The sequence below is a fragment of the Enterobacter sp. 04-C-12-SI-ECC genome, assembly GCF_047530715.1.
Lineage (GTDB): Bacteria > Pseudomonadota > Gammaproteobacteria > Enterobacterales > Enterobacteriaceae > Enterobacter > Enterobacter bugandensis.
This window is the reverse complement of sequence record NZ_JBLKDI010000008.1, coordinates 31238-52209: the sequence shown is the minus strand read 5'-3', so window position 1 is coordinate 52209 and position 20972 is coordinate 31238. Positions and strand designations below refer to the sequence as shown.

At 48.0% G+C, this 20972-nt stretch carries 22 protein-coding genes; 10 read left to right on the top strand and 12 right to left on the bottom strand.

The annotated features are described in order from the left end of the window. Nucleotides 1-686: 686 nt before the first annotated feature. Complete coding sequence (locus tag ACMWL8_RS12875; protein ID WP_028014145.1) at nucleotides 687-1043, bottom strand: hypothetical protein; 357 nt, start codon at nucleotides 1041-1043, stop codon at nucleotides 687-689. A gap of 402 nt (nucleotides 1044-1445) precedes the next feature. After that, nucleotides 1446-2363 (bottom strand): LysR family transcriptional regulator, encoded by a 918-nt coding sequence (locus ACMWL8_RS12870; protein ID WP_045260875.1) that lies wholly within the window; start codon nucleotides 2361-2363, stop codon nucleotides 1446-1448. Between the two features lie 98 nt (nucleotides 2364-2461). On the opposite strand from ACMWL8_RS12870, the gene ACMWL8_RS12865 reads away from it, so the two are divergent. The 3 genes from ACMWL8_RS12865 to ACMWL8_RS12855 all read left to right on the top strand — a co-directional run bounded on the left by ACMWL8_RS12865 (nucleotide 2462) and on the right by ACMWL8_RS12855 (nucleotide 5154). Then, on the top strand, nucleotides 2462-3184 hold the full coding sequence (locus ACMWL8_RS12865) for an SDR family oxidoreductase (protein ID WP_028014143.1): 723 nt from the start codon (nucleotides 2462-2464) through the stop codon (nucleotides 3182-3184). Nucleotides 3185-3347: 163 nt separating this feature from the next. After that, a complete protein-coding gene (locus ACMWL8_RS12860; protein ID WP_045260874.1) occupies nucleotides 3348-4124 on the top strand; it encodes an isocitrate lyase/PEP mutase family protein in 777 nt (258 codons plus the stop codon). Next, nucleotides 4108-5154 (top strand): bifunctional transcriptional activator/DNA repair enzyme AdaA, encoded by a 1047-nt coding sequence (locus ACMWL8_RS12855; protein WP_028014141.1) that lies wholly within the window; start codon nucleotides 4108-4110, stop codon nucleotides 5152-5154. Before ACMWL8_RS12860 ends, ACMWL8_RS12855 begins: the two co-directional genes overlap by 17 nt. 270 nt (nucleotides 5155-5424) lie before the next feature. Here ACMWL8_RS12855 and ACMWL8_RS12850 read toward each other — a convergent pair whose 3' ends face one another. The 9 genes from ACMWL8_RS12850 to ACMWL8_RS12810 all read right to left on the bottom strand — a co-directional run bounded on the left by ACMWL8_RS12850 (nucleotide 5425) and on the right by ACMWL8_RS12810 (nucleotide 10327). Further along, nucleotides 5425-5634, bottom strand: coding sequence for a DUF5983 family protein (locus tag ACMWL8_RS12850; protein WP_241276756.1), 210 nt, complete (start codon nucleotides 5632-5634; stop codon nucleotides 5425-5427). Then, nucleotides 5631-6011, bottom strand: coding sequence for a TA system toxin CbtA family protein (locus ACMWL8_RS12845; RefSeq protein ID WP_241276755.1), 381 nt, complete (start codon nucleotides 6009-6011; stop codon nucleotides 5631-5633). Before ACMWL8_RS12845 ends, ACMWL8_RS12850 begins: the two co-directional genes overlap by 4 nt. A 30-nt stretch (nucleotides 6012-6041) precedes the next feature. Further along, nucleotides 6042-6368, bottom strand: a complete 327-nt coding sequence (locus tag ACMWL8_RS12840) for a type IV toxin-antitoxin system YeeU family antitoxin (protein WP_241276754.1) — start codon at nucleotides 6366-6368, stop codon at nucleotides 6042-6044. A 10-nt stretch (nucleotides 6369-6378) separates the two neighbouring features. Beyond that, entirely contained in the window at nucleotides 6379-6846 is a 468-nt protein-coding gene (radC, locus tag ACMWL8_RS12835; RefSeq protein ID WP_241276753.1) for a RadC family protein, read from the bottom strand. A gap of 14 nt (nucleotides 6847-6860) precedes the next feature. After that, nucleotides 6861-7280, bottom strand: coding sequence for an antirestriction protein (locus tag ACMWL8_RS12830; RefSeq protein ID WP_241276752.1), 420 nt, complete (start codon nucleotides 7278-7280; stop codon nucleotides 6861-6863). A gap of 125 nt (nucleotides 7281-7405) precedes the next feature. Next, complete coding sequence (locus tag ACMWL8_RS12825; protein ID WP_375151381.1) at nucleotides 7406-7927, bottom strand: IrmA family protein; 522 nt, start codon at nucleotides 7925-7927, stop codon at nucleotides 7406-7408. Next, complete coding sequence (locus ACMWL8_RS12820; protein WP_241276751.1) at nucleotides 7903-8532, bottom strand: hypothetical protein; 630 nt, start codon at nucleotides 8530-8532, stop codon at nucleotides 7903-7905. The genes ACMWL8_RS12825 and ACMWL8_RS12820 overlap by 25 nt, the downstream gene beginning before the upstream one ends. Nucleotides 8533-8537: 5 nt before the next feature. Further along, the gene (locus ACMWL8_RS12815; RefSeq protein WP_241276750.1) at nucleotides 8538-9239 is read right to left on the bottom strand and encodes a WYL domain-containing protein; all 702 of its coding nucleotides are present in this window, start codon (nucleotides 9237-9239) and stop codon (nucleotides 8538-8540) included. Nucleotides 9240-9451: 212 nt separating this feature from the next. Beyond that, nucleotides 9452-10327, bottom strand: coding sequence for a GTPase family protein (locus ACMWL8_RS12810; RefSeq protein WP_241276749.1), 876 nt, complete (start codon nucleotides 10325-10327; stop codon nucleotides 9452-9454). Between the two features lie 461 nt (nucleotides 10328-10788). Between ACMWL8_RS12810 and ACMWL8_RS12805 the strand changes: the two genes are divergently transcribed. From ACMWL8_RS12805 to ACMWL8_RS12775, 7 genes are all read left to right on the top strand, one after another. After that, nucleotides 10789-12540, top strand: coding sequence for an ATP-dependent nuclease (locus tag ACMWL8_RS12805; protein ID WP_241276748.1), 1752 nt, complete (start codon nucleotides 10789-10791; stop codon nucleotides 12538-12540). Then, entirely contained in the window at nucleotides 12537-14312 is a 1776-nt protein-coding gene (locus ACMWL8_RS12800; RefSeq protein ID WP_010847067.1) for an ATP-dependent helicase, read from the top strand. The genes ACMWL8_RS12805 and ACMWL8_RS12800 overlap by 4 nt, the downstream gene beginning before the upstream one ends. Nucleotides 14313-14374: 62 nt before the next feature. Then, entirely contained in the window at nucleotides 14375-16252 is a 1878-nt protein-coding gene (locus ACMWL8_RS12795; RefSeq protein ID WP_241276747.1) for a P-loop NTPase fold protein, read from the top strand. Next, nucleotides 16252-17061: a hypothetical protein gene (locus tag ACMWL8_RS12790; protein WP_241276746.1), complete on the top strand. Its 810-nt coding sequence runs from the start codon at nucleotides 16252-16254 to the stop codon at nucleotides 17059-17061. Before ACMWL8_RS12795 ends, ACMWL8_RS12790 begins: the two co-directional genes overlap by 1 nt. Continuing rightward, nucleotides 17058-18323 carry a Qat anti-phage system QueC-like protein QatC gene (gene qatC, locus ACMWL8_RS12785; RefSeq protein ID WP_241276745.1) on the top strand — a complete coding sequence of 422 codons (1266 nt, stop codon included), beginning with the start codon at nucleotides 17058-17060 and terminating at the stop codon, nucleotides 18321-18323. Before ACMWL8_RS12790 ends, qatC begins: the two co-directional genes overlap by 4 nt. Beyond that, nucleotides 18320-19078: a Qat anti-phage system TatD family nuclease QatD gene (gene qatD, locus ACMWL8_RS12780; RefSeq protein ID WP_010847071.1), complete on the top strand. Its 759-nt coding sequence runs from the start codon at nucleotides 18320-18322 to the stop codon at nucleotides 19076-19078. The genes qatC and qatD overlap by 4 nt, the downstream gene beginning before the upstream one ends. A gap of 247 nt (nucleotides 19079-19325) precedes the next feature. Beyond that, nucleotides 19326-20240, top strand: a complete 915-nt coding sequence (locus ACMWL8_RS12775) for a hypothetical protein (RefSeq protein ID WP_241276744.1) — start codon at nucleotides 19326-19328, stop codon at nucleotides 20238-20240. 42 nt (nucleotides 20241-20282) lie between these two features. On the opposite strand, the gene ACMWL8_RS12770 is transcribed toward ACMWL8_RS12775, so the two are convergent. After that, nucleotides 20283-20903 carry an inovirus Gp2 family protein gene (locus ACMWL8_RS12770; protein WP_414751592.1) on the bottom strand — a complete coding sequence of 207 codons (621 nt, stop codon included), beginning with the start codon at nucleotides 20901-20903 and terminating at the stop codon, nucleotides 20283-20285. Nucleotides 20904-20972 lie beyond the last annotated feature (69 nt).

Below are 20972 nucleotides of genomic sequence, written 5' to 3'. Positions count from 1 at the left end.
CCGCCAGGATTCAGAGTGGCAACATCAGAGCGAATGTAATTACTTACGAGACAGAATGTTTGCTATGCGTATTTTGTGCCTTATAAAACCCTGTAATTAATAGAGGATTTGGTTTTGAGGATATAAAAATGATATAGCCAGAAAACGGTGAATGTGCAAATTAAGCTTTCGTAAATAAAGAGGTAGGTCGTAAAGAGGCCATTAATTTATTGATGGGGTTTATGTATTTATTTTATTATTAGATTGTTTTTGTTGGATTTTTTCTGATTGCGGTATGCTTTTTTATTTATGTTTTAGATGTAGTTTAATAATTGGTAGTGACGTTTTTAAATGCAATTAAAAATGATATTATTTAAAGGTGCTTAATCATGATTTAAGTTATGGTAACATTTTTGATGTAGGATATATTATATTAATAGAGATTTAAAATATATTCTTATGTGGTGTTTGAATTATGCTACTGCGAGCGGAAATATAATAACCTGCTGTATTTTCAATACGGTCATTCATTAGCCTGATACTGAGGTCGAAAAAAATGACCACAGGGATGGGCATCCGGACATTTGCATAAATACCCTCTGTCGTCATAAGGCGGCGAACAAAAAGGGGCAGATATACACGACGTATCGCTTTTATTTGAAGCAATAAAAAAGGCCGCTAACGCGGCCCTGAGGTGAGTGTGTCGGTTATTCAGTAACTTTCTTTTCCAGCTCGCTGGCACCTTCTTTGGTTTTGTTCCAGCCTTTCTCTGCGCCTTCTTTAGTGGCATCCCACCCCTTCTCGGTGCCTTCTTTGGTTTTATGCCAGGCTTTCTGGGAATCTTCGCTGACTTTGCTGCCAAAGCTTTCGCTCTTACCTTCCGCAGCATGCTGCTGTTTCAGCTTCAGCTCTTCGCCTTTGTTCTGCTCTTCGTGCAGTTTTTGCTTCGCTTCGTTGGCGTTTGCGTTCGCCGCAGCGACGGTATCGTCAGTTGCATGTGTGGTCGCAGCAAATACTGGGGAAGCCAGCAGAACGGCAGATAATGCGATAATTGTTTTTTTCATAATATCCTCATTTAACGTTATCGGTTATGAGCGTGATTCAGCATGGCACAGACGAAGCGGGGTGGCTTTAGGAAAAAACTGTAATGAGATCAAAGTACCCAGGTAAGCGCCTCCTTGCTTGAGGATCACCCGAAGGATAAAAAACCTATTTCTATGAGGGCTGCAAGGGTCAGCAGAATAAAGAAAATAACGACCATGGGTCTGTACATTTTAAGGCTCCATCCTTGTGTGATGTCTTGTCCAGCGTACGGGATACATCGTTAAGCCATCCCCGGCACGACATATCCCCTGAGTGAATTGTGTCCGTTTTTACTTTTCCATGGGAGGAGGGCGGTGTCGTTGATGTTTATCAAAGGGCAGCGGCAGGGTAAGGAAAATCTGCATGAAAGTTACTGCGCCTTGTTAGCGTTGAACGCTTTGCGTTGCCGCTGGCTGTCGCCACTGGCGGACGTGCTCGATCAGGGCTCTTAGCTTGGGCGCCATATTGTGACGCTGGGGGAAATAGAGATAAAAGCCTGGAAAAGACGGAAGAAACGCATCCAGCAGGGCAACAAGTTGCCCCGTTTCAATATACGGAGTGAATGTATCCTCCGTGGCTAAGGTTATGCCGCCGCCGGCCAGTGCCAGGCTGAGCATAAGGCGCAGATCGTTTGTGGTGATCTGCGGTTCAATCGCCACATCGAAAGGAACGCCCGCCTCCTCAAATTCCCAGCGATAGGGGGCAACGTCCGGGGCTGGGCGCCAGCCGATACACCGGTGAGCCACCAGCTCGCGGGGGTGCTCAGGTACGCCGTGAGTCGCCAGATAGGACGGTGAAGCCACCACCCTCTCACGCTGCTGGCCCGTAAGGGGAACGGCGATCATGTCTTTTTCAATAACTTCACCCAGCCTTACCCCGGCGTCATAGCCCGCCGCCACGATATCGAACTCCTCGTCCGACACGAAGATATCAAGCGATACCGCAGGATGCGCAGCCGCAAACGAAGCGAGCAGCGGGCCAGAGAGAAACGCTTCCGCGATTGAGGTGACCGCGATTCTGAGCTGGCCGCGCGGTGTGCTGTCCGACGCGACGTCTTCAAATGCTGCTTCAATATTGGCGATAGGGGCCTGCAACGATTTACGCAGCCGTTCCCCTGCTTCAGTGAGGCTTACCGAGCGCGTGGTGCGCATCACCAGCAGGGTTTGAAAACCATCTTCAAGACGCCTAATCCCCTGACTGACAGCGGAGCGGGTTATGCCCAGCCGCGCGGCGGCAGCGCTAAAGCTGCGCTCCTCGGCGACCGCCAGAAAAACAGGTAACAGATTGAGATCGATTTTCATTGTTTAACATTGCTAACCAGTGAGTCCAGTAAATGCAGGATACAAGAAACAATGGTGAGTATCTATTATCACGTTGAACTCAACGTAAGGAGCAAAACATGAACAAAGTTATCTTAATTACCGGTGCATCAAGCGGTATCGGAGAAGGTATTGCCAGAGAGTTAGGCAAGGCAGGCGCGAACGTTTTCCTGGGCGCTCGCAGGCTGGATCGCATCAACGCCCTGGCTGCTGAAATCCGCAGTGCAGGGGGGGAAGCAGAGGCCGCAGTCTTAGACGTTACTCGCCGCCAGTCGATGGCTGACTTCGTACAGGCAGCGCGTGAAAAGTGGGGCCGCATTGACGTGCTGATTAACAACGCAGGCATCATGCCTCTTTCTCCGCTTTCGGCAGGCAAGCAGGATGAGTGGGAGCGCACCATTGACGTGAATATCAAGGGCGTGCTGTGGGGGATAGGCGCCGTTCTGCCGATTATGGAAGCCCAGGGCTCGGGACAAATCATTAATATCGGCTCGATTGGTGCCTTGTCCGTGGTGCCCACGGCTGCCGTCTACTGTGCGACCAAATTCGCCGTACGGGCGATTTCGGATGGTTTACGTCAGGAAAGTTCGAACATCCGCGTGACCTGCGTTAACCCTGGGGTAGTGGAAAGCGAACTGGCCTCGACCATTACGCACCCGGAAACTATGGCGGCGATGGACGCGTACCGTGCTATTGCCCTCAAACCTGCTGATATCGCCCGCGCTGTGCGCCACATCATCGAGGCGCCTGAGAGTGTCGATACAACAGAAATTACGATCAGACCGACGGCATCTGCGAACTAACGTTGCGGATGAAAAAATGCAGGTTAGCGCAGCTGGTTTACAACAGATCTGACTGGTCTGCGAATCCAGACTACGCTTGCTAAAAAATGGTCGTCTGAATTTCGGTTGTGGCGTTCATACTGAATGCTTAGATTCATTTTCAATCTATCGAGAGGAAATGAATATGAATTTTGCAGAACTCCACAACCAGGATCAGCCCCTGCTTATCGCTAACGTTTGGGACGCCGCCAGTGCTGTCGCAGCGCAAGAAGCAGGCTATCAGGCACTGGGAACGTCCAGTGCAGCAATAGCGTCCATGCTGGGATATGAAGACGGGCAGGGAATGCCGTTTGATGCGTTATTTTATGTGGTCACCCGTATCCGGGCTGTCAGCAGCCTGCCATTGAGCGTTGACATGGAAGCAGGATATGGTGATTCAGCCGAAGAGATAGTAGCTAATCTCAGGCGCCTTGCTCAGACTGGCGTAGCAGGCGTTAACCTTGAAGACAGCAGAGTCATTAATGGTAAGCGTCAGCTTGACGATATCTCTGATTTTTCCCGTAATCTGAGAACAGTATGCAATGCGCTGAGAAGCGAAAACTGTAGCCTGTTTCTGAACATTCGGACTGACACTTACCTGCTCGGACATGAAGACGCATTGCAGGAGACGATATTACGGGGTCAGAGCTATAAAGCTGCAGGTGCTGATGGCCTTTTTGTTCCCTGTCTGACGTCAGAGAAAGACATCAGCCTCATTGCAGAGGCAACGGGCCTGCCTCTGAACGTCATGTGTATGCCCGATCTTCCGTCGTTCGACAGGCTGAAACGGGCCGGGGTAAACCGCATTTCAATGGGCAATTTTGTTCATTCAGCCATGCAGTCAACGCTGAGTGATGTAATGCATGCGATTCGAACTCGTCAGTCATTTGCAGGACTTTTTAGCGATGAAAATAACCGATAAGAATTTGTGTGATATCTGGTATCAGGCATTACTCGAACGAGATTCAGAATATACCGGCGTATTTTTTGTTGGCGTCAAAACTACTGGCGTATTCTGCATTTCGGTATGCCGGGCGCGAAAGCCCAGGCGTGAAAATGTTGAATTTTATAAAGATGCCAAATCTGCCCTGGCGGACGGTTTTCGTCCCTGTAAGGTCTGCAGACCCGCTGAAAATGCGCACAGCGCGCCATTATTTGTTGAACAGGCGCTTGCGCTTGTCAGGCGCGATATTAAATCCCGTGTGGCTGACGCACAGCTTCGCCAGCACGGAATCAGTCCGGAGCGGGTACGACGCTGGTTCCTGCAACATCACGGCATCACTTTCCAGGCTTTCCAGCGAATGCAGCGGGTGAACGTTGCCCTGCAGGAGCTAAAAAGCGGACGAGCGGCTACTGACGTTGCGCTGGACAATGGCTATGAATCCCTGAGCGGGTTTGGTTACATCTACAAGCGGCTTACTGGCGCAGCGCCGACTCAGGCAACCGAGGTGATTGTCATTCATCGGTTTACCACTACGCTTGGGCCTATGTTTGTCTGCGCGACTGAGCGGGGAGTCTGTCTGCTGGAGTTTACCGATCGCCGGATGTTAGAAACAGAATTCCGCGATATCCAGCGTTTATTTAACGCCAGAATTGTCACCGGAGAAAACAGCCATACCCGGCAGACAGTAAAAGAAATCAGCGAGTATTTTGCCGGAACTCGCCGACAGTTTGAGCTCTCTGTGGATGCCCCGGGCAGTGATTTTCAACAATCCGTCTGGCATGAGTTGCGTGCAGTTCCCTATGGACAGACTTCGCACTATCAGGCCATTTCGCTAGCGATGAATAAGCCCAATGCTGTGCGCGCCGTCGCTGCAGCTAATGGTGCAAACCGGATTGCGATTGTGATCCCTTGTCACAGGATAATTGGCAAAGATGGAAAGATGACGGGTTACGGCGGTGGTATTTCACGCAAAGAATGGCTCATTGAGCATGAGCGAAACAATGTTTGATGGCGTAATGTTCCATTATTGCCGGATATTTTACGAACTTCGCGGGATAAAATGCAGACACAAAAAAGCCCGCAGGGCTTGCACCGTGCGGGCTCTTAGGACTTCATCGGATGACTCTGGTAATCACCGATGGAGAATTTTGGTGGGCTGGCGGAGTCTGAATTAGTCCGCTAACCACCTGAATTAAAATGCTAATTCTTCAATTCAATTATTCTTTGGTGCCTAAGATGGTGCCTAAAACTAATTTTCATTTTATCGGTCCGCTTGGCCTTATCTTACAAGGCTACTTAGGAGAAGGTGAGAGCTGGTTTCCACAATCACCTCGCCGGGTTCCTCCGCGATACGCAGCGTAAGCCCTTGAGCATTAACGGCAGCTATCAGCTCCACGATCTCAACACCGTCAACATCGACCGCGATTTTCCCCATGTTCAGCGCCAGCACATTGATGCTGTCAGCGTTAAGGTTCAGGCGAATTTTCACTGTGTTTCTCCTCCCTGATACCGGCCCGTTGTGATGCGGGTAATGGTGCTGTAGCCGCTGCTTACTATCAGTCCGGTCGCACGACGGGCACGCAGAATGTCGATGGCACCAATCAGTGAAGAGCGTTCGGTGAGGCTGAAACAGCTATGGTCGGTGCGCACCAATTCATACCTTTCCACAATGAAATTGACAGCATCACACAGAGAGATACGGGCGTTGATGTGCGCCTGAATTACGCTGTCATCGCCAAACGGCGTATCGTTGAGCGTGAGGCCATAATGTTTATCTAGCAGATGTGTGAGCAGCAGCTGCCAGACCTGCACGGGCGACGGGCATGGTTCAGCCGCCCGTGGCTCGGATAACGGTAAAGTTTGCATTGGGTGTGTCCTGTTTTGGGAGGTGGCCGGTCAGCCGGTTACAGTCGAAGAGGGATAAATCGCGATGTAAACATAACCGTGTGAGCCAAGCGTGTCGGCTTCGCAGGTCAGTCCAATGTGATTTAGGGTAACACGTTGCTGAAGGCGAGGATTCAGCTCACCGGTTGTAAGCATCTGCTCCAGCTGTTTCATTATCAGCGGAAAAGCTTGGTCAAGGCGTAGTGCTTCATCGTCGCTGAAGTCGCCGGTAAATCCTGCCCGGTCAGCCAGAAAGTGCAGTCGGTTGCCTTCCTGCACCAGCCTAGCATCGAAGCTCGGCGTTTTACTGCACATAAGCCCCCATTGTTGAGAATGCATATGTCCTCCTTCAGGACAAGCCGCGTTCGGCGAACGAGACAATCTCTTTGCTGCCGACAATCAGATGGTCCAGCACGCACACCTCAACCAGCGCCAGCGCTTTTTTCAGTCGTTCAGTGATGCGTCGGTCTGCGTCACTGGGCTCGGCATACCCGGACGGATGGTTGTGGGCAAAGATGACCGCAGCGGCGTTGTGCCGCAGTGCGGCTTTAACCACTTCGCGGGGATGAATTTCCGTGCTGGCGATGGAGCCGTGAAACAGTGTTTCGTATGCCAGTAGCCGGTTCTGATTGTCCAGGAACACCACCATGAACACTTCACGCTCCAGCCCTGCGAGGTTCAGCCGCAGCCAGTCGCGGGTGAGTGATGCTGAGGTAAACGACACGCCCGGTTCACGCAGGTGATTTTCGATCAGCGTCAGGGCGCGTTTTATGGTGCGGTGTGATGAAAGAGGAAGAGATAATGCAGTCGTTTCCATAACGTCCTCCGGCATCAGTCGATTATGTGCATGATGACGCTGCTTTCAGGATGGCTCAGCGCAAATTCGCGCAGGCGATAGTAGTGTTCGCTCATGGCGGGACTGTCGGTTCTGCAGGCGTGGTGGCTCCAGTTCAGCAGGCAGACTGCGATGCCAGCGGCTTCGCTGCTCATCTCCGCGCAGTTGCCATTTAGTTTGTTGAACATGGCCCGGTTATCCTCACTGTCGGGTGCGATGAAGGCACCACCGTTGCTGAGCGTGTAATAATTCCAGTATCCGCCGTTGTAGGCTTCACAAAGGCGATCCATCCAAGCGAAGGCGCGGGGCTCCAGCAGCATCCACTGGGGGATTTTGCCGAAGTGCTTGGGCCAGAAGTTAAGACGCTGCCTGTCGGGTACAGGTGATGCGGTGACGGGTGATGTGGTTTGATTCATGGTGATTCCGTATGAGTAGTTTGAAAACAAAAAGGCCATGCTTCCCGTAGGAGGCATGGCCTGGCATGTTTTAAGTGAGTGGTAGCTGAGGTGTGGCAGATGCCCGTCTCAGCCAACCGCGACGATTAATTCACGGCAACTGATACTGACAATGGCTGGTAATACTGCGGATCGAATATGGACAGTGGCAGATCAGTCTGATGACCTGCATGTAATTCAGTTACCTTCAAAATTTCAACGGTACTGACACCTTCAACACATTCATGCTCCAGAAAAGCGTCCTGTGAACGTGTTGCGTCGCTTTTTCCAAAGGGACCAACTTCCATGACGCCCTGCGCGAGCGTTTTGCCAGCTTTGTCTTTCAAATCCAGTGACACATTCAGTTGGCTGAAACCTGTCCCACTTCCGCCGTTATCGAGGCGAAACTGATAAACACAAATATTGCCGGGAGTCCAGACTGTATCGGTGTTATGGATACTGATGTAGCGTTGTTCGTCGGCCTGTGCGGGTTGCAAATGGCACCACGTCAAACCAGCGATGAAAGGTAGGGCTTTAAGAAATTGGTTCAAAAATGATGCTCCTGATTTTGGTAAGGGATCGCTTTGCTGTTGTTGGAAGGCCCTTAGCAGTTGCCAGTACGACGACATAGCTCCGTCAAACTTTGTTGTGCTACCCATTGTTGTAACTTCTGATCTTCTTCCGAACGTTTAGCTGCCAGAGCAGCCTGCTGCTGTTTGTTCACACAATTATCCGGCATGACCATAACGACTTTCGGGGTCATCTGCTGTCTGATCTTTTTTGCTTTAGCATCGATATCATCAACTGGCGGGTAGCTAAGAAGATCATCAATCGCTTTTTGTCGTGCTGAGGATTGATTGTCGATAATAGCGAAATAGCATCCTTCACCTTTGTCTTCTCCCTGATAGACCGTTTCAATGTCATTGTAGGTTTCACCTACAGGCTCCATTTTCAGTTGGCGAATCGTGTGCGTCTTTTTATCGGCAAGAAAAAGCGCACCGCCACCACGGACACGTAACAGAAACTGTTTCGTCCACGGATAGTTATCAATCACACTGGCCTGATAGAGCATGTTGTGCAGTGTGTTGTCATTCATGCCATCGGCAGATTTCCAGCCTTCAGCCTGCATGTATTGCCAGGCTTTAACAGTTCCGACAATATTTCCGGCTTCAGTTGGGAAAACAGCCCCCAGGAAAATGCTGGCAGCCAGCGCTGTAGTAGTAAGCAGTTTCATAATGATTATTCCTTTTGATGTATAAGGCCGCCGTTGGTTGCGACTAGCAATGAATTGAAAAAGCGAAAGAGGGGTAAAGCCTGAAGAAAATCCGGGCGTGAGAGGATGTCGCGCACCGTGATATCCGGGGCAAAACTATCCTTATGGAGCGTGATTGTTCGAATATCCGTCAAAGGAAAGACGGCAATCCGTGCCTGATGCTCCCCCGTCAGATACCACTCGCCTTCACGCAGAACTAGCCGATAGGGAGCGAGACCTGTACAGCGGCAGCCTTTACCGAGCAGCGTCACCTTTCGATGTTCAGATACCGCGCTCACCAACCGAGTGAATACGCCTGAGTCTGGTGATGAAGCCTGAGCTGCTCCCTGCCAGATAAGGCAAGGAGACTCCCCTGGTCCGCTCAACAGTGAACTGACCAGATGGTTATCCATATCTGGAAACAGTGCTTCAACGCCTGACTGGCGAGCAAATGTCATTACCGCCAGCTCTCTCTGTCGGCTACCGGATAACAAACGGCATCGGCCTTTACGATACTCCAGGTCCAGATACATTAGCCGTTCTCGAAAGTCCCGGCGCAGGGTTCGAACCGACACACCAAATTCAGTTGCCAGCACATGCAAATCCAGTGTTTCGCCAGCCACCAGACGGCTGATAATTAACGACAGTCGGACGGCAAGCCGATCATGACGACGTTCAACCTGAGCCATGAGGCAGGTTCTCCAGTGTGATAATTAGCTGAAAATAAAAAGAATATTCTAGCGAGGGTGTGGGACAGGGAATGGACACCAGACGACGTATTTTTTACAGTTGCCAAAATCAACTGTGACGGGGCGTCAAGGGGAAACAGTCGAAATTCAGCGCCTTATAAAACGCCAGAACGGACAGGATATGTCCCGAGGATAATGGCAGGTAGGCCAGCTCAGAAGAAAATCCAGTCCCAAACGGCTCGAGCAACGGACACCACCGCCTCACGGACAGTACGGATGACCGCTTTTAGTGGCGAGGGTACAAATGATGCCGCTTCCGCAGAATCAAACACTTCTCCGACCGCATTACCAAAGCCCTCACGAGCCTGCTTTTTTACCAGTTCACTGCATAACCTCCCATGCAGTTGTGCCGCCAATGGGCTGGTGGCACGATCCGGCAAGCAACGCATCATCGTTTCTACCGTTGATGGCAGATTCCATTCTGTTCTCGCTGAGACAGCGCACACCGGATGGTGTGGTGAAAATAGCTGGCGAATGGACTCCAACTTGGCCTCGATATTAACCGACTGGTTCGGTGATGGCGCATTGCCTGTGACATACCACTCATGGCTGGGCTCTATTTTGTCAGCCTGGTTAACGATAAAAAGAGTCCGCTGCTGGTGGTCAGTCATCACTCGCTTGTAGAAGCGTTCATCGACGGAGAAAGCACGATCATCGGCTTTGATTACCCACACGATTAAATCCAGCCCAGGAAGGATTCGGCGATATAAAGATTCATATTCTTTATCCCGTTGCTCACTCTCACCTACACCGGGTAAATCTACGAGTATTAGGCTGTGGTGAACACTGCGCAGCCGGAATCGCAGCACGTCGCGGGTACAGGCACTGATATCGCTGATGGGCGTAACCTCACTTTGGAACAGAGCATTGCAGAGCGACGATTTCCCTGCGCCTGTTTTTCCCATAATGCCGATGACCGGTTCGTAGTGAGTGAGCTTTTGAATATGGTCAAAAATATGTTTGCCAATGGCGTGGGGAAGTGATGCCAGTGGCTTTTCGATGGCCTGCAGACCTTCTGATTTTTTCACGATACGACCTCAGTAGAAAAACAAAACCCCTGAGGCAAGAAGGCGTCAGGGGGATTCATGAAGATAATATCTATCTGAAATTATTTGGATTGGAAGTGTGTTAGCCGAGTTATGAAATGTATTTCAAAGGATTCATAAAGAATCTCAATTTGAGCCGGAGATAGCTATTAGATTGGATCTAAATCATTTTTTTGGGCAATAGTGAAAAAATGATGCCTCTGGCACATTGCCATAAGGAAGGTGTTGATATTATTGTAATTGTAGAGTAGTTAATCAGTAATTATCGCTTCGCTTCATTCTAATAAATTCGTCGAATTCTGTTTATCCTCTGCAAAGTAAACAGTTAACGGCCGTTAACCTCGAGTCGGGCAGGACTATCAATATATTAAAGTATTTTGGATGAAGCCCTCCACGTGGTCTTATCATGATGACTTATATGTTTATGTAATATAAGGATATTTATGTATTTAGGTAAGCTGAAAATTTCGCGGTTTCGATCTTGTGATGATGTGACCGTTAGCCTCCGCCCAGATTTGACTGTATTGGTTGGTGAAAATAATGGTGGAAAATCCAATGTCGTAGACGCAATCAGATTGCTTACTTTGCCGTTGAGTGGACGCCGCGAACGATATCCAGAGGATGAGGATGTACGACGCTATTCGACAGTCCCAAGTTTTCAAATCGAAGGGGCTTTCCAGGGTCTAAGCGATACCCTCAAAGGTCTATTGATATCTGCAGTTCCCGATCCTACCAAGAGCGAGGCTACCTTCGGCTATCGATATGAATCGCGTTCTGAACATGCTCCCCGTGGTAAGACTACCGTGTGGGCTGGACGTTTCGACACTAATGGACCAGAGCTTGGTTCTTCTGAGTTGATCAGACACGTTTATCTCCCTCCTTTAAGGGACGCACATCAGGTGCTGGGTACTAGCAGCGGCACTAGAGTGATGGCATTGCTGCGTAATTTCTTGCCAAAAGAGCGGGAGCAGGATTTCCTCACTGGTGTCAGGCGTGCGGATAATCGGCCTGAGATCTTAACTACAATCAATACGGATATCAGTGCTGCTCTCGGACTACTCACTAATGGAGTACGTCCGCAGATAGCGGCATTGGATTTTGGCAGCGAAACCTTACTCGATGTAGCTCGTGATTTGAGATTTCGTATGGCCGATACTGGTTTGATACCCGAAGATATTCGGTCTTCTGGTCTGGGGTACTCAAATTTACTCTACATGGCCACTGTGGTTGTAGAGCTGAATAAGGCCAAAGAGGCAGACCTCACGATTTTCCTTGTTGAAGAACCTGAAGCGCATTTGCATCCGCAATTACAGGTACTTGTGCTTGAGTTCCTCTTGGATCAAGCACGCCAATCAGCATCACGTATCATTGAGCCAGGAAAGCCTGAAGGCCGCATCCAAATTGTTGTGACAACCCATTCCCCCAACCTGACAGCATGGGTTTCTCCACGTCACCTAGTGGTAATGCGTTCGAGGCATCGTGAACAAGATGGAAAAGCCATCTCAGAATCAGTGAGTGTGCCCATTGCTGAAATAGGGCTAAAGCCAAAGACATTAGATAAAATTAGCCGATATCTTGACGTGACTCGTTCCGCTTTGCTGTTTGGTAACAGAGCTATCTTGGTGGAAGGGATCGCGGAAGCACTATTGTTGCCCGTGTTAGCACAAAAGCTTGTGCTAGCTAATGATTTAGATGGGTGGCTTAGGTTCAAGGGGGCTGTAATTGTGCCGATTGAAGGTGTGGACTTCCGTCCATATGTAGAGGTACTGCTACGGCCATATGGTGATGCACGTATTGCTGATAGGCTGATAGTGATCACTGATGCGGACCCAACCGTGTTGGGAAATAGGAAAGTTGATCTGGAAAATCTGGCTGCAACGCATGGAGCTCCAGATGCTTTGATCGTTCTAACCAATCAGCACACATTGGAGCACGAAATTTTTGGCGCTGGAAACGAAAGTTTCCTGAAAAGCGTGTTTCTTCGTTTGCATCGTAATTCACGTAGAGACTGGGAAGCGCAGATAGAGGGCATTCCAGAACAAGATCGTCCCAATGCATTTCTTAAATTAATTGAGACGAAAAAAACTCGCAAAGGCGATTTGGCGCAAGCCATGGCTTCGCGCATTGAGGCGGGTGAACCATTTGTTGTTCCGCCTTATCTTATTGATGCAATTCGTGGAGCTTCATGTATATGACTGGCATCTACAATCTAACCCCAGAGCAAGAGAATTTTGCTTCTCACGTTGGCGGAGCCTTCGTTAATGCTTGTCCTGGAGCCGGAAAAACGCGAACTATCATTGCTCGGCTAGCGAGGATCGCCGCTACGTTGCCTTCTCGTCAGGGCATAGCGATACTTTCATTTACAAACTCCGCTGTAGACGAGTTCCGCGAACGATGCCTGGCTGCTGGGCTCGATACTCTTTTAAAGTATCCTAGTTTCATGGGAACACTTGATGCTTTCGTCAGGCATTTCGTTGTACTGCCAAGTTGTGCGATATCGAGTCAAACACGGCCAATTATCCTAGATAGTTGGGATACGCTTGGTGTAGAAATTCGTTTATCAGGTCAATTTGCCTTTCGAGGTCAACCGGTAAGTCTAGATTTGTTTGATCCAGAAACCAACGTTATTGATCCTGATAAGATTCGACATGCAGGTTTGCAAAATCATGTACGTCAACATCAGAATCGATATCAACAAGTAGCAGCAAATCGGCGACGTTCTTTGTTACAAGCTGGCTATATGAGTGCAGGGGATGCTCGTGCTCAAACATTGCGGTTGATTAGAGATAATGTGATTGGTGAGTCACTTGCTCGCGCATTAGCAGCACGTTTTCAAGAAGTTATGGTTGATGAAGGTCAAGATTGCAATCCACTCGATCTGCAAATACTGACATGGCTCAGAGCACATGGGGTAAATGTTACGTTCGTTTGTGATCCTGACCAAGCAATCTACGAATTTCGTAATGGTAATCCTCAAGGAATACAGCTATTTAAGGATACATATCCTATTGCTGCGCAAAAGGGGTTGACGGGGAATTTTCGTAGTAGTCCAGCAATTTGCCAGTTAGCAGCCACCCTAAGGCGAGAAGGTCAGGTTGATCGGTCGCTTGGTGAAAGTGCAGGTGTTGACTATCCAATTTTACTTCTTACCTACGGTGGCCGCGGCCCAACGGCAATTATTGGTCAGGCATTCCTTAGAAGGATTAGGGAACTGGGGCTGGAGTCAACCAAGGCGATTATTTTGGCTCACTCAGGCAAAGTTGCGTTGCAGGCAGCTGGCGTCACTTCCAGCATTTCAACCGGGAACTCGCGAATTGAGTCGCTGGCTCGTAAAGTGTCAGAGTTCTGGTCACCTGCCGCAACCCCAAGAACGAAGGAGAATGTAATCCAGTCAGTCGAAATATTATTGCTGGATTTAATGGGGGTGCGTCAACGAAATGAGCATCTGGTTAAAGTCATCGAACGTCTTGGATTGGACCGGCGTGCCCATCGGAGATGCGCCCTAAGTTTTCTCATTAACCTTCCAAAAACGTGTAGAGATTCCGATGAAGAGCGCCTTGCCTGGATAGCCTGTGTTCATGCGGAAATTGAGAAGCTGCATCTGCCACTCCCTGCTGGCGTAAGCTTACGTCGTTTCTTCCAACAGCCTCCTGATGCGCAATGGTCAAAGCATCTTGAAGTGCCCGCTGCTCTCAGTTTCGCATGTGGCAACATACATGAAGTGAAAGGTCGTGAGTACGATGCAGTATGCGTCGTAGTCCCGCCGAATCGAGCCCCTGAAAACAGGATTGAAGCACTCTTCGAGTCATGGCAAGCGCGAGTAGATGCAGAGGCAAAGCGCGTACTCTACGTTGGCCTCACCCGTGCTCGTAATTTTGTTGCTCTTGCGATACCAAACGCCTTTGCAGGGCGTTGCGTTGATTTGCTGGCCACAGGCCAAGTGCCCTACACAAGAGTGGATTTGTGAACCAGAAACCAACAGTTTTCATATCCTATTGATTTTAATTAATTTTAAATGGATTTTTCACTATGTGGCATGATAACGAGACAACTGTCGATTATTTGAATTTTGGTGTTGTTGCTGATGCATGTGCAAGCCTGCTGAAGCAGGCAAATGGGGAACCTATTTCTATAGGAGTTTCAGGTGGCTGGGGAGCAGGTAAATCTTCTCTGGTGAAAATGATTGCATCACGCCTAGAGAGCTCTTCAGTTGAAGAGTCGTTAGTGGAAGAGAGAAATCAAGAAAAGCATTCCTTTGTCGTACTCACTTTCAATCCGTGGCTATACCAAGATTTTGAGTCCGCCAGAAGTGCATTGCTACAAATTGTGGGGGACGAGATTGTTCGGCTTACAGATGAAAATAAGACTATCACCGACAAAGTATCTGAACTGTGGCGAAGGATAAATCTTCTCCGAGTCGCTCAATTAAGTGGCGAAGCTGCATTGACTTTAACTACTGGCATTCCTATCGGTTCTCTTGGAAAAACCGTTAGTAAATTGGCTGGTTGGTTTACGTCGGATGACAAATCGAGCAATGAATCATCAGATACAGATAGTCTCGAGCTAAGTTCCAGCGGTCTTCTAAAACCGAGTGAACCATTCTCGATGCCAGCCCATATTCAGGCATTCAGGGATACTTTAGAGAGTATTCTGGAAGAGTTGAAAATTACGTTAGTAATCTTTGTGGATGATTTAGACAGATGTTTGCCACAAACAGCAATTTCAACACTTGAGTCAATTCGTTTATTACTATTTATTCGCCGTAGCGCTTTCGTTATTGCTGCAGATAATGATTTTATAAAAGCTGCAGTGAAGGTTCACTTTGATGGCGCAGGAATAACGGGTGATGTTGCAACTAACTATTTCGATAAATTAATACAGGTTCCACTCCATGTTCCTCGCCTAGGTTTGAATGAGGCGAAAGCGTATCTGGTACTTTTGCTGCTTGAGCGAGAGACCAACGCAGGCCATTTCAGTAAGGAAAGATTCGATCATGCTCTTAGCGTTATCCCTGAGAAGCTTCGTAATAGTTGGAAAGGTGAAACGATCAATCAAGAGTTTTTATATGAACTGGTAGAACATGTTAATGCACTCAAAAGTTTAATGGATTTAGCCCAAGGACTTGCGGCTCTTCTTCATAGTTCTTTAGCAGTAAACGCTAATCCTCGACTAATGAAAAGATTTTTAAATACTGTTTATTTGCGTGATGCTCTTTCTGCACCTCAGGGAATAACGTTAGATATAGCCGCACTGGCAAAATGGCATCTCCTTGAAAGGTGCGACGAAAACCTTGCTGAAGAACTTGCTAGTCGTGTTCATTCAGATAATGACGGTCGGGTACAAGTTTTGGCGGATGCTGAAGCTGCTGCAGCGGGTCAGAGTAGTTTACCTGAGCCTTTCAAGAATACGCCATTTACTCAGCAATGGCTCCAACTCCAGCCAGCTTTGGGAACCGAGGATCTACGCCCGCTTCTCCACCTCAGTCGTGACTCTGGAACTCGTGACTTCGGTGATGACAATATGACTCCTGATTCTAGAAAATTGAGAGACGCACTGAAAGTTGCAACTAATGGTCATGAGTCCTTAGTTGAACTTATGAGGAAAATAGGACCTGCACAGACAGAGTTGGCGATGACTAAGGCCTGGCAGAGTAATAGTGCCTCACGTACCTGGAAGAGTAGCAAAGAAATTGTAATGCTGATTGAGTGCTGCAAGGTTTACACGGAAATTGAAAATAAAGCGGTCAGCTTGTTGGATCAGGCTCCTCTGAAACTTATTGGCCCGGGCTTAATCCCAACTCTTGGTGCCCAGCCATGGGCACAGCAAATTTTAGAACGATGGAAAGATCTTAACGAATTACCAAAAACGACTAGGAATGCAATTGTGAACCTTGGGAGGAGGCGCTAATGGGAACATCAACTTCTAGTGGGGGAGGCCGCGCAGGTTCACCGTTTGATCCTGAATGGTTAAAACCTGAAAGTGACTCTACAACAGGTGGAGGGGATTCGCCTGATTCACCATCGGAGGACAACGATGGAAATGTAATTCCTGATGGTGCAATAGCACCAGAACGAAGGTTTGGACCTGCTCGTTCGCTACTTGGGGGATATCTGCAAAATGGCAGCCACGATAATTTACGTGGTGCGACAAGAAGCATGGTCTCCAAAGGAATGGGAGGCGCGAGACGAGCTGCTGCTACTATGCGAGGTGTTGCCAGCGGTGTCGGTAGTCTTGGTGAGTTCCTGACGTCTGTTAGGGATGGTAACGACCAGCGAGTGATTGATTGGCTTACTCACGTTCGTCAAGAGAATCTTTCGGCAACAGATCTTACTCTTGAAATTTTGAAAGAGGTTATTCCTGCGACAGGAAGCGTTGATGACGAATCGCTCCGTAATGCTGGCGCCGAGGCTATGGCGCAACTCTATGAACTTTATCCGGACGTGGACATATTTAATCTCACTGATGCGCAAATAGCTGAAGTCATGGGGTTGACCATTGCGAATGAGATTTGTAATCGAATTGATCTCCAGCTCGGACAGACTTACGAAAAATTAAAATATGATCCTTTATTAATTCAGGAACGGCGTTCTGATATTCGCGAGTGGGTCGGTGCTGAGGTTAGGGTGGTATTGGAAAAACAAACTACAAAAAATACAGAACCGAAAAGCTTGGCTCAGTCTATTCTCTTGTCTGCCCTAGAGGTATTTTCAGAATGATTAAAGTTATGTGTGCTAAAGCAGAACTGATTCCAGCGCAGGTTCCTGCTGATGAGCGAGTATTCTCCTATTTTAAAGGCGCTAAGCGTGCAGGTATTGGTACAATTGCGAATCGATGGCATGGTGCATTAAAACGGGGTGGGTTTCGACCTTCAATAGAGATTTGGGATTTTGTACAGTTTTGCCTCGCGGTATGTAGCGCGGATCTATCAAGCCCTAGAAAAACAAGTGCAGATGGCTGGACCCGGAATATTCAGCTTACGGTTGGATTGTGCAATCCAGATAAGTGGCTACCGCTAAAATCCGATCTTGAAGATATGCTAAAAGTTCTAACTGGTGATTATTGGTTATTAAATTTCAATAATGCAGGTATGGAACCTCCTCAAGGAGATGGCGCTTTTCTCACTAATGATTGCATATCTTTATTATCCGGAGGGCTGGATAGCCTAATAGGTGGAATTGATTTGGTGGCTAAGGGGCGAAAACCACTATTTGTCTCTCAACTCGCACATAAAGATTCTGAGCGGCAGAGGGCATACGCATCCATGCTGATGGGAAATGGTTCACATTATCAATGGAGTCATGGCATCAGTTTCAAAGGATCGCGCGAGCCTTCGACACGTGGTCGCTCATTAGCTTTTTATGCATTTGCATTACTTGCTTCAACGAAAATAAACTTACCAAAACCAACAATATTTATTCCCGAAAATGGGGTGATATCTATAAACCCTCCTTTAGTTCCGGGGCGCGTATCTAGTTTGAGTACTCGTACAACTCATCCTATGTTTATCGATATGTTGCAAAGAGTTCTGGATAATTTGGGCATCCATGTACAGCTTGAGTTGCCGTACCGTTTCAAAACTAAGGGCGAAATGATGCGGGAATGCCTTGACCAAGACCTTTTGCAAAAATGGGCTGCTGATTCTACGAGTTGTGGCCGTTTTCGAACCTATAATCGACAGCACTGTGGACGTTGCGTTCCATGCTTGATCCGTCGGGCTGCATTCTTTGCATGGAAACCTGATGGGGATACGACGTCTTATCGCTTTGAATCTGTTGTTGGCAGTGACAAGTCTGGTGCACCAGATGATCCTATGGCTGTAGCACTTGCCATCCTTGATGTAAGGAAGAGAGGGCTAGACAGATTTCTTGGTGGTTCGTTGGTTTTTGCACCGATAAAAGAGCGACCCATGTATCGTAGAGTTTTGCAACAAGGTATTAAAGAGCTAGAAACTGTACTCATTCAGGATAAATTACTTTGATTGATTTTCACTGTCACGTTGATTTGTATCCCGAGGCTAGAGATGTTTATGCCGGTGCGGTTAAGCGTAATGTTTTCACTTGGTTAGTTACTACGAGCCCAAAGGCTTTCCATGCTACAAGTCATGTTTTAGAAAAACATGAATCTGTAATGATCAGTCCTGGACTTCATCCTGAAATTGTCGCTGATCGTTTCCAGGAATTGGAAATGCTTCTCGAGTTGATTCAAAACGTAGCTGCTGTAGGTGAGGTTGGGTTGGATGGTTCAAAACGATACTCCACCAGTTACGCGATGCAGCTTCGAGTGTTTTCCGATGTGGTTAGAAAGTGCCACGATGTTGGGGGACGAGCAATGAGCATCCACTCAAGACAGGCCGTTCCGGATGTGCTAGCTACGTTAAAAGCGTTCCCCTCTCACGGAATTCCTATTTTACATTGGTTCACCGGAACTATTACGGAATTGAGGAATGCTTCAGCACAAGGATGCTGGTTCAGTATTGGTCCGGCAGCTTTCAACTCTGCCACAGGCAAAGCTCTTGCTACTAAGCTTCCTAAAGACAGGGTTGTGCCAGAGAGCGACGGGCCATTTGCTCAATTTAACAATCGAACTGTGATGCCATGGGATTTCAATATTACAGTTCGATTGCTGGGCGAGGCGTGGTCAATGCCTGAAAATGATGTAAAGCTACAATTGTTAAACAATACGAAAACGTTGCTTAGACAGATGGGGAACGATCGAATTGCTCTCAACTTTTAAACGAAATGGTATTCAATTGCCACAGATTTAACAGATATTTTAGTCGGATGGTGTAAGTCTCAATGCGCATGCCGTTTGTTGACATAGCGAGTAACCGCAACGTATTTAAGCAAAGGAACCTCATAACTTTTAGTGGGAATTGGCAACAAGAGATATCACCGACGAGGTCTATTGAGAATAATCTTTGTGCGCATTTGACTGCCAAAACTAGGTATGCTGGATTTTTATTCTACAAAAGGAAAGTGTAATGGAATCTGCACGTGATAAACATACCCGTGAGATTGTAGAAGCAGAGGACCTGTGGTTGCTTGATAGCGTTGATATTGAAGGCTATGTGTGCTGGGGGTGTGGTATAACCATGCATCCTGCTGCATGGGAAAAAGATAAAAAAGTCAGAGCCTATTTTAAAAAGAAGCGACATATTCAACATCATCATGATTGTGATGCTGATGCTGAAACCACTGTCATTCGGCAGGGCCAAAAGGGGAGTGTTCGCAACATACTGGACAGTGCCCCTGGTTTAATGCCCTCGGGATTAAAGTTGATTGAACAACGTCCAGTGGTTGAGCCAGATATCGCGGGTGGTGAAAACAACGCCCGTTCAACTCGTTCAGTATCCTCAGCATCTGGCGAAGGCCGTTCACCCGAACGACAATCCCGCCGTCAAGCGAATGCTATCCGTAATATTTGTCGCGCCTTCATCCGCTTCCCATATGATCGAGGAATGTCGCTTAACGTTCCCGGTATCAGTGGTCAAATCTATATGACGGCGTTTAAAAGGCTCAGGAAAGAAGTTCAGCCCTACCCGGAGTCAAAGATCTTTTATGCCCCCCTACTTTGGAATAAATTTTCAGAAAATGATGAAAAACTCATTATCCCGTTGTCTGGCGAATGGGGAAAGGATGAGTCAGGTAAACCTAAATCTACCCGAAGCTACCAGATCCACATTGAATGGACTAGCTGGTCAAAAGCCAAGCGTACTGTGGTTCGTAAAGAGCTGGAGGCCGCCCGAACAGAGGCAATAGAGGCCAAAGACAAAGGGCTGAAAGATAAAGCTTGGGTCTTCTTTATCGGCGAGCAAAATGCAGAAAATCCGGAGATCTTCTACGTTAACGACTATCGGCTCATCTGCGCGATTGTAGGACATATCACTTATCCCTGACGTGAAAAAGGCCTTCCCTATTGGAAAGGCCTGCTCACATGGCTACTTGTGGCTACCACCGAAATTCCGTTCACCTTCTTCGTAAATTTTGCTGTCGAGTTTGGTCAGATAGTCTAGACGATGGATCAGATCCCCAAACTCATAGATATAATCTGCTGAGTTTCGGTCCAAGATATACCGGCAGTTATCAGGGAAGTGAACCAGCCCTGGGTAGTCCTCCAGCTCCAATCCTAATGCACTATACCAGGCTCTGGTGATCATCATGCGTAAGCTGGTATCGATATTATAATCGCCCAGCTTATTGTAAGCCTGTTCGTTGAATAAAAAGCAAACGTGAAAGTGACATTTCCCTGATTGGCTGAATTCCTTAGCCCATACGTCACGCAGAGTATTGGGATGAACTCTGACACCGTTACGCCTCCTGCGACGCTCACTGTTTTTAAGTATCTCTTTTAGTGAGTTGATGGATCGAGATATTGCCCCAGGCTCACAATTAATGAAACAGCCGATGGTATCTCCGTTATCAAGTATCGGAGGATAATGGAAATCAACACGCACAGCCGTAATACTGGTATATTGGTCGGTGGCATAGCCGAGCACCTCAAGTATTCTATCCAGATTGTCTGCGTTATGTAATCCATGAGATCCTAAGTATGTGTTCATAATATAAACCTATGTGGTTGATCCTACGGTCTGTCAGGGGCCGTATTGGTTGTTGCCACACACGCAGGG

Coding starts and splice junctions, on each gene's coding strand:
- ACMWL8_RS12800 (WP_010847067.1), top strand. CDS start 12,537: ATGACTGGCATCTACAATCTAACCCCAGAGCAAGAGAATTTTGCTTCT.
- ACMWL8_RS12825 (WP_375151381.1), bottom strand. CDS start 7,927: ATGTCGTCGTACTGGCAACTGCTAAGGGCCTTCCAACAACAGCAAAGC.
- ACMWL8_RS12855 (WP_028014141.1), top strand. CDS start 4,108: ATGAAAATAACCGATAAGAATTTGTGTGATATCTGGTATCAGGCATTA.
- ACMWL8_RS12865 (WP_028014143.1), top strand. CDS start 2,462: ATGAACAAAGTTATCTTAATTACCGGTGCATCAAGCGGTATCGGAGAA.
- ACMWL8_RS12840 (WP_241276754.1), bottom strand. CDS start 6,368: ATGCATTCTCAACAATGGGGGCTTATGTGCAGTAAAACGCCGAGCTTC.
- ACMWL8_RS12815 (WP_241276750.1), bottom strand. CDS start 9,239: ATGGCTCAGGTTGAACGTCGTCATGATCGGCTTGCCGTCCGACTGTCG.
- ACMWL8_RS12820 (WP_241276751.1), bottom strand. CDS start 8,532: ATGAAACTGCTTACTACTACAGCGCTGGCTGCCAGCATTTTCCTGGGG.
- ACMWL8_RS12775 (WP_241276744.1), top strand. CDS start 19,326: ATGGAATCTGCACGTGATAAACATACCCGTGAGATTGTAGAAGCAGAG.
- ACMWL8_RS12805 (WP_241276748.1), top strand. CDS start 10,789: ATGTATTTAGGTAAGCTGAAAATTTCGCGGTTTCGATCTTGTGATGAT.
- ACMWL8_RS12860 (WP_045260874.1), top strand. CDS start 3,348: ATGAATTTTGCAGAACTCCACAACCAGGATCAGCCCCTGCTTATCGCT.
- ACMWL8_RS12830 (WP_241276752.1), bottom strand. CDS start 7,280: ATGAATCAAACCACATCACCCGTCACCGCATCACCTGTACCCGACAGG.
- ACMWL8_RS12875 (WP_028014145.1), bottom strand. CDS start 1,043: ATGAAAAAAACAATTATCGCATTATCTGCCGTTCTGCTGGCTTCCCCA.
- ACMWL8_RS12790 (WP_241276746.1), top strand. CDS start 16,252: ATGGGAACATCAACTTCTAGTGGGGGAGGCCGCGCAGGTTCACCGTTT.
- qatC (WP_241276745.1), top strand. CDS start 17,058: ATGATTAAAGTTATGTGTGCTAAAGCAGAACTGATTCCAGCGCAGGTT.
- ACMWL8_RS12845 (WP_241276755.1), bottom strand. CDS start 6,011: ATGCAAACTTTACCGTTATCCGAGCCACGGGCGGCTGAACCATGCCCG.
- ACMWL8_RS12795 (WP_241276747.1), top strand. CDS start 14,375: ATGTGGCATGATAACGAGACAACTGTCGATTATTTGAATTTTGGTGTT.
- ACMWL8_RS12770 (WP_414751592.1), bottom strand. CDS start 20,903: ATGAACACATACTTAGGATCTCATGGATTACATAACGCAGACAATCTG.
- ACMWL8_RS12870 (WP_045260875.1), bottom strand. CDS start 2,363: ATGAAAATCGATCTCAATCTGTTACCTGTTTTTCTGGCGGTCGCCGAG.
- radC (WP_241276753.1), bottom strand. CDS start 6,846: ATGGAAACGACTGCATTATCTCTTCCTCTTTCATCACACCGCACCATA.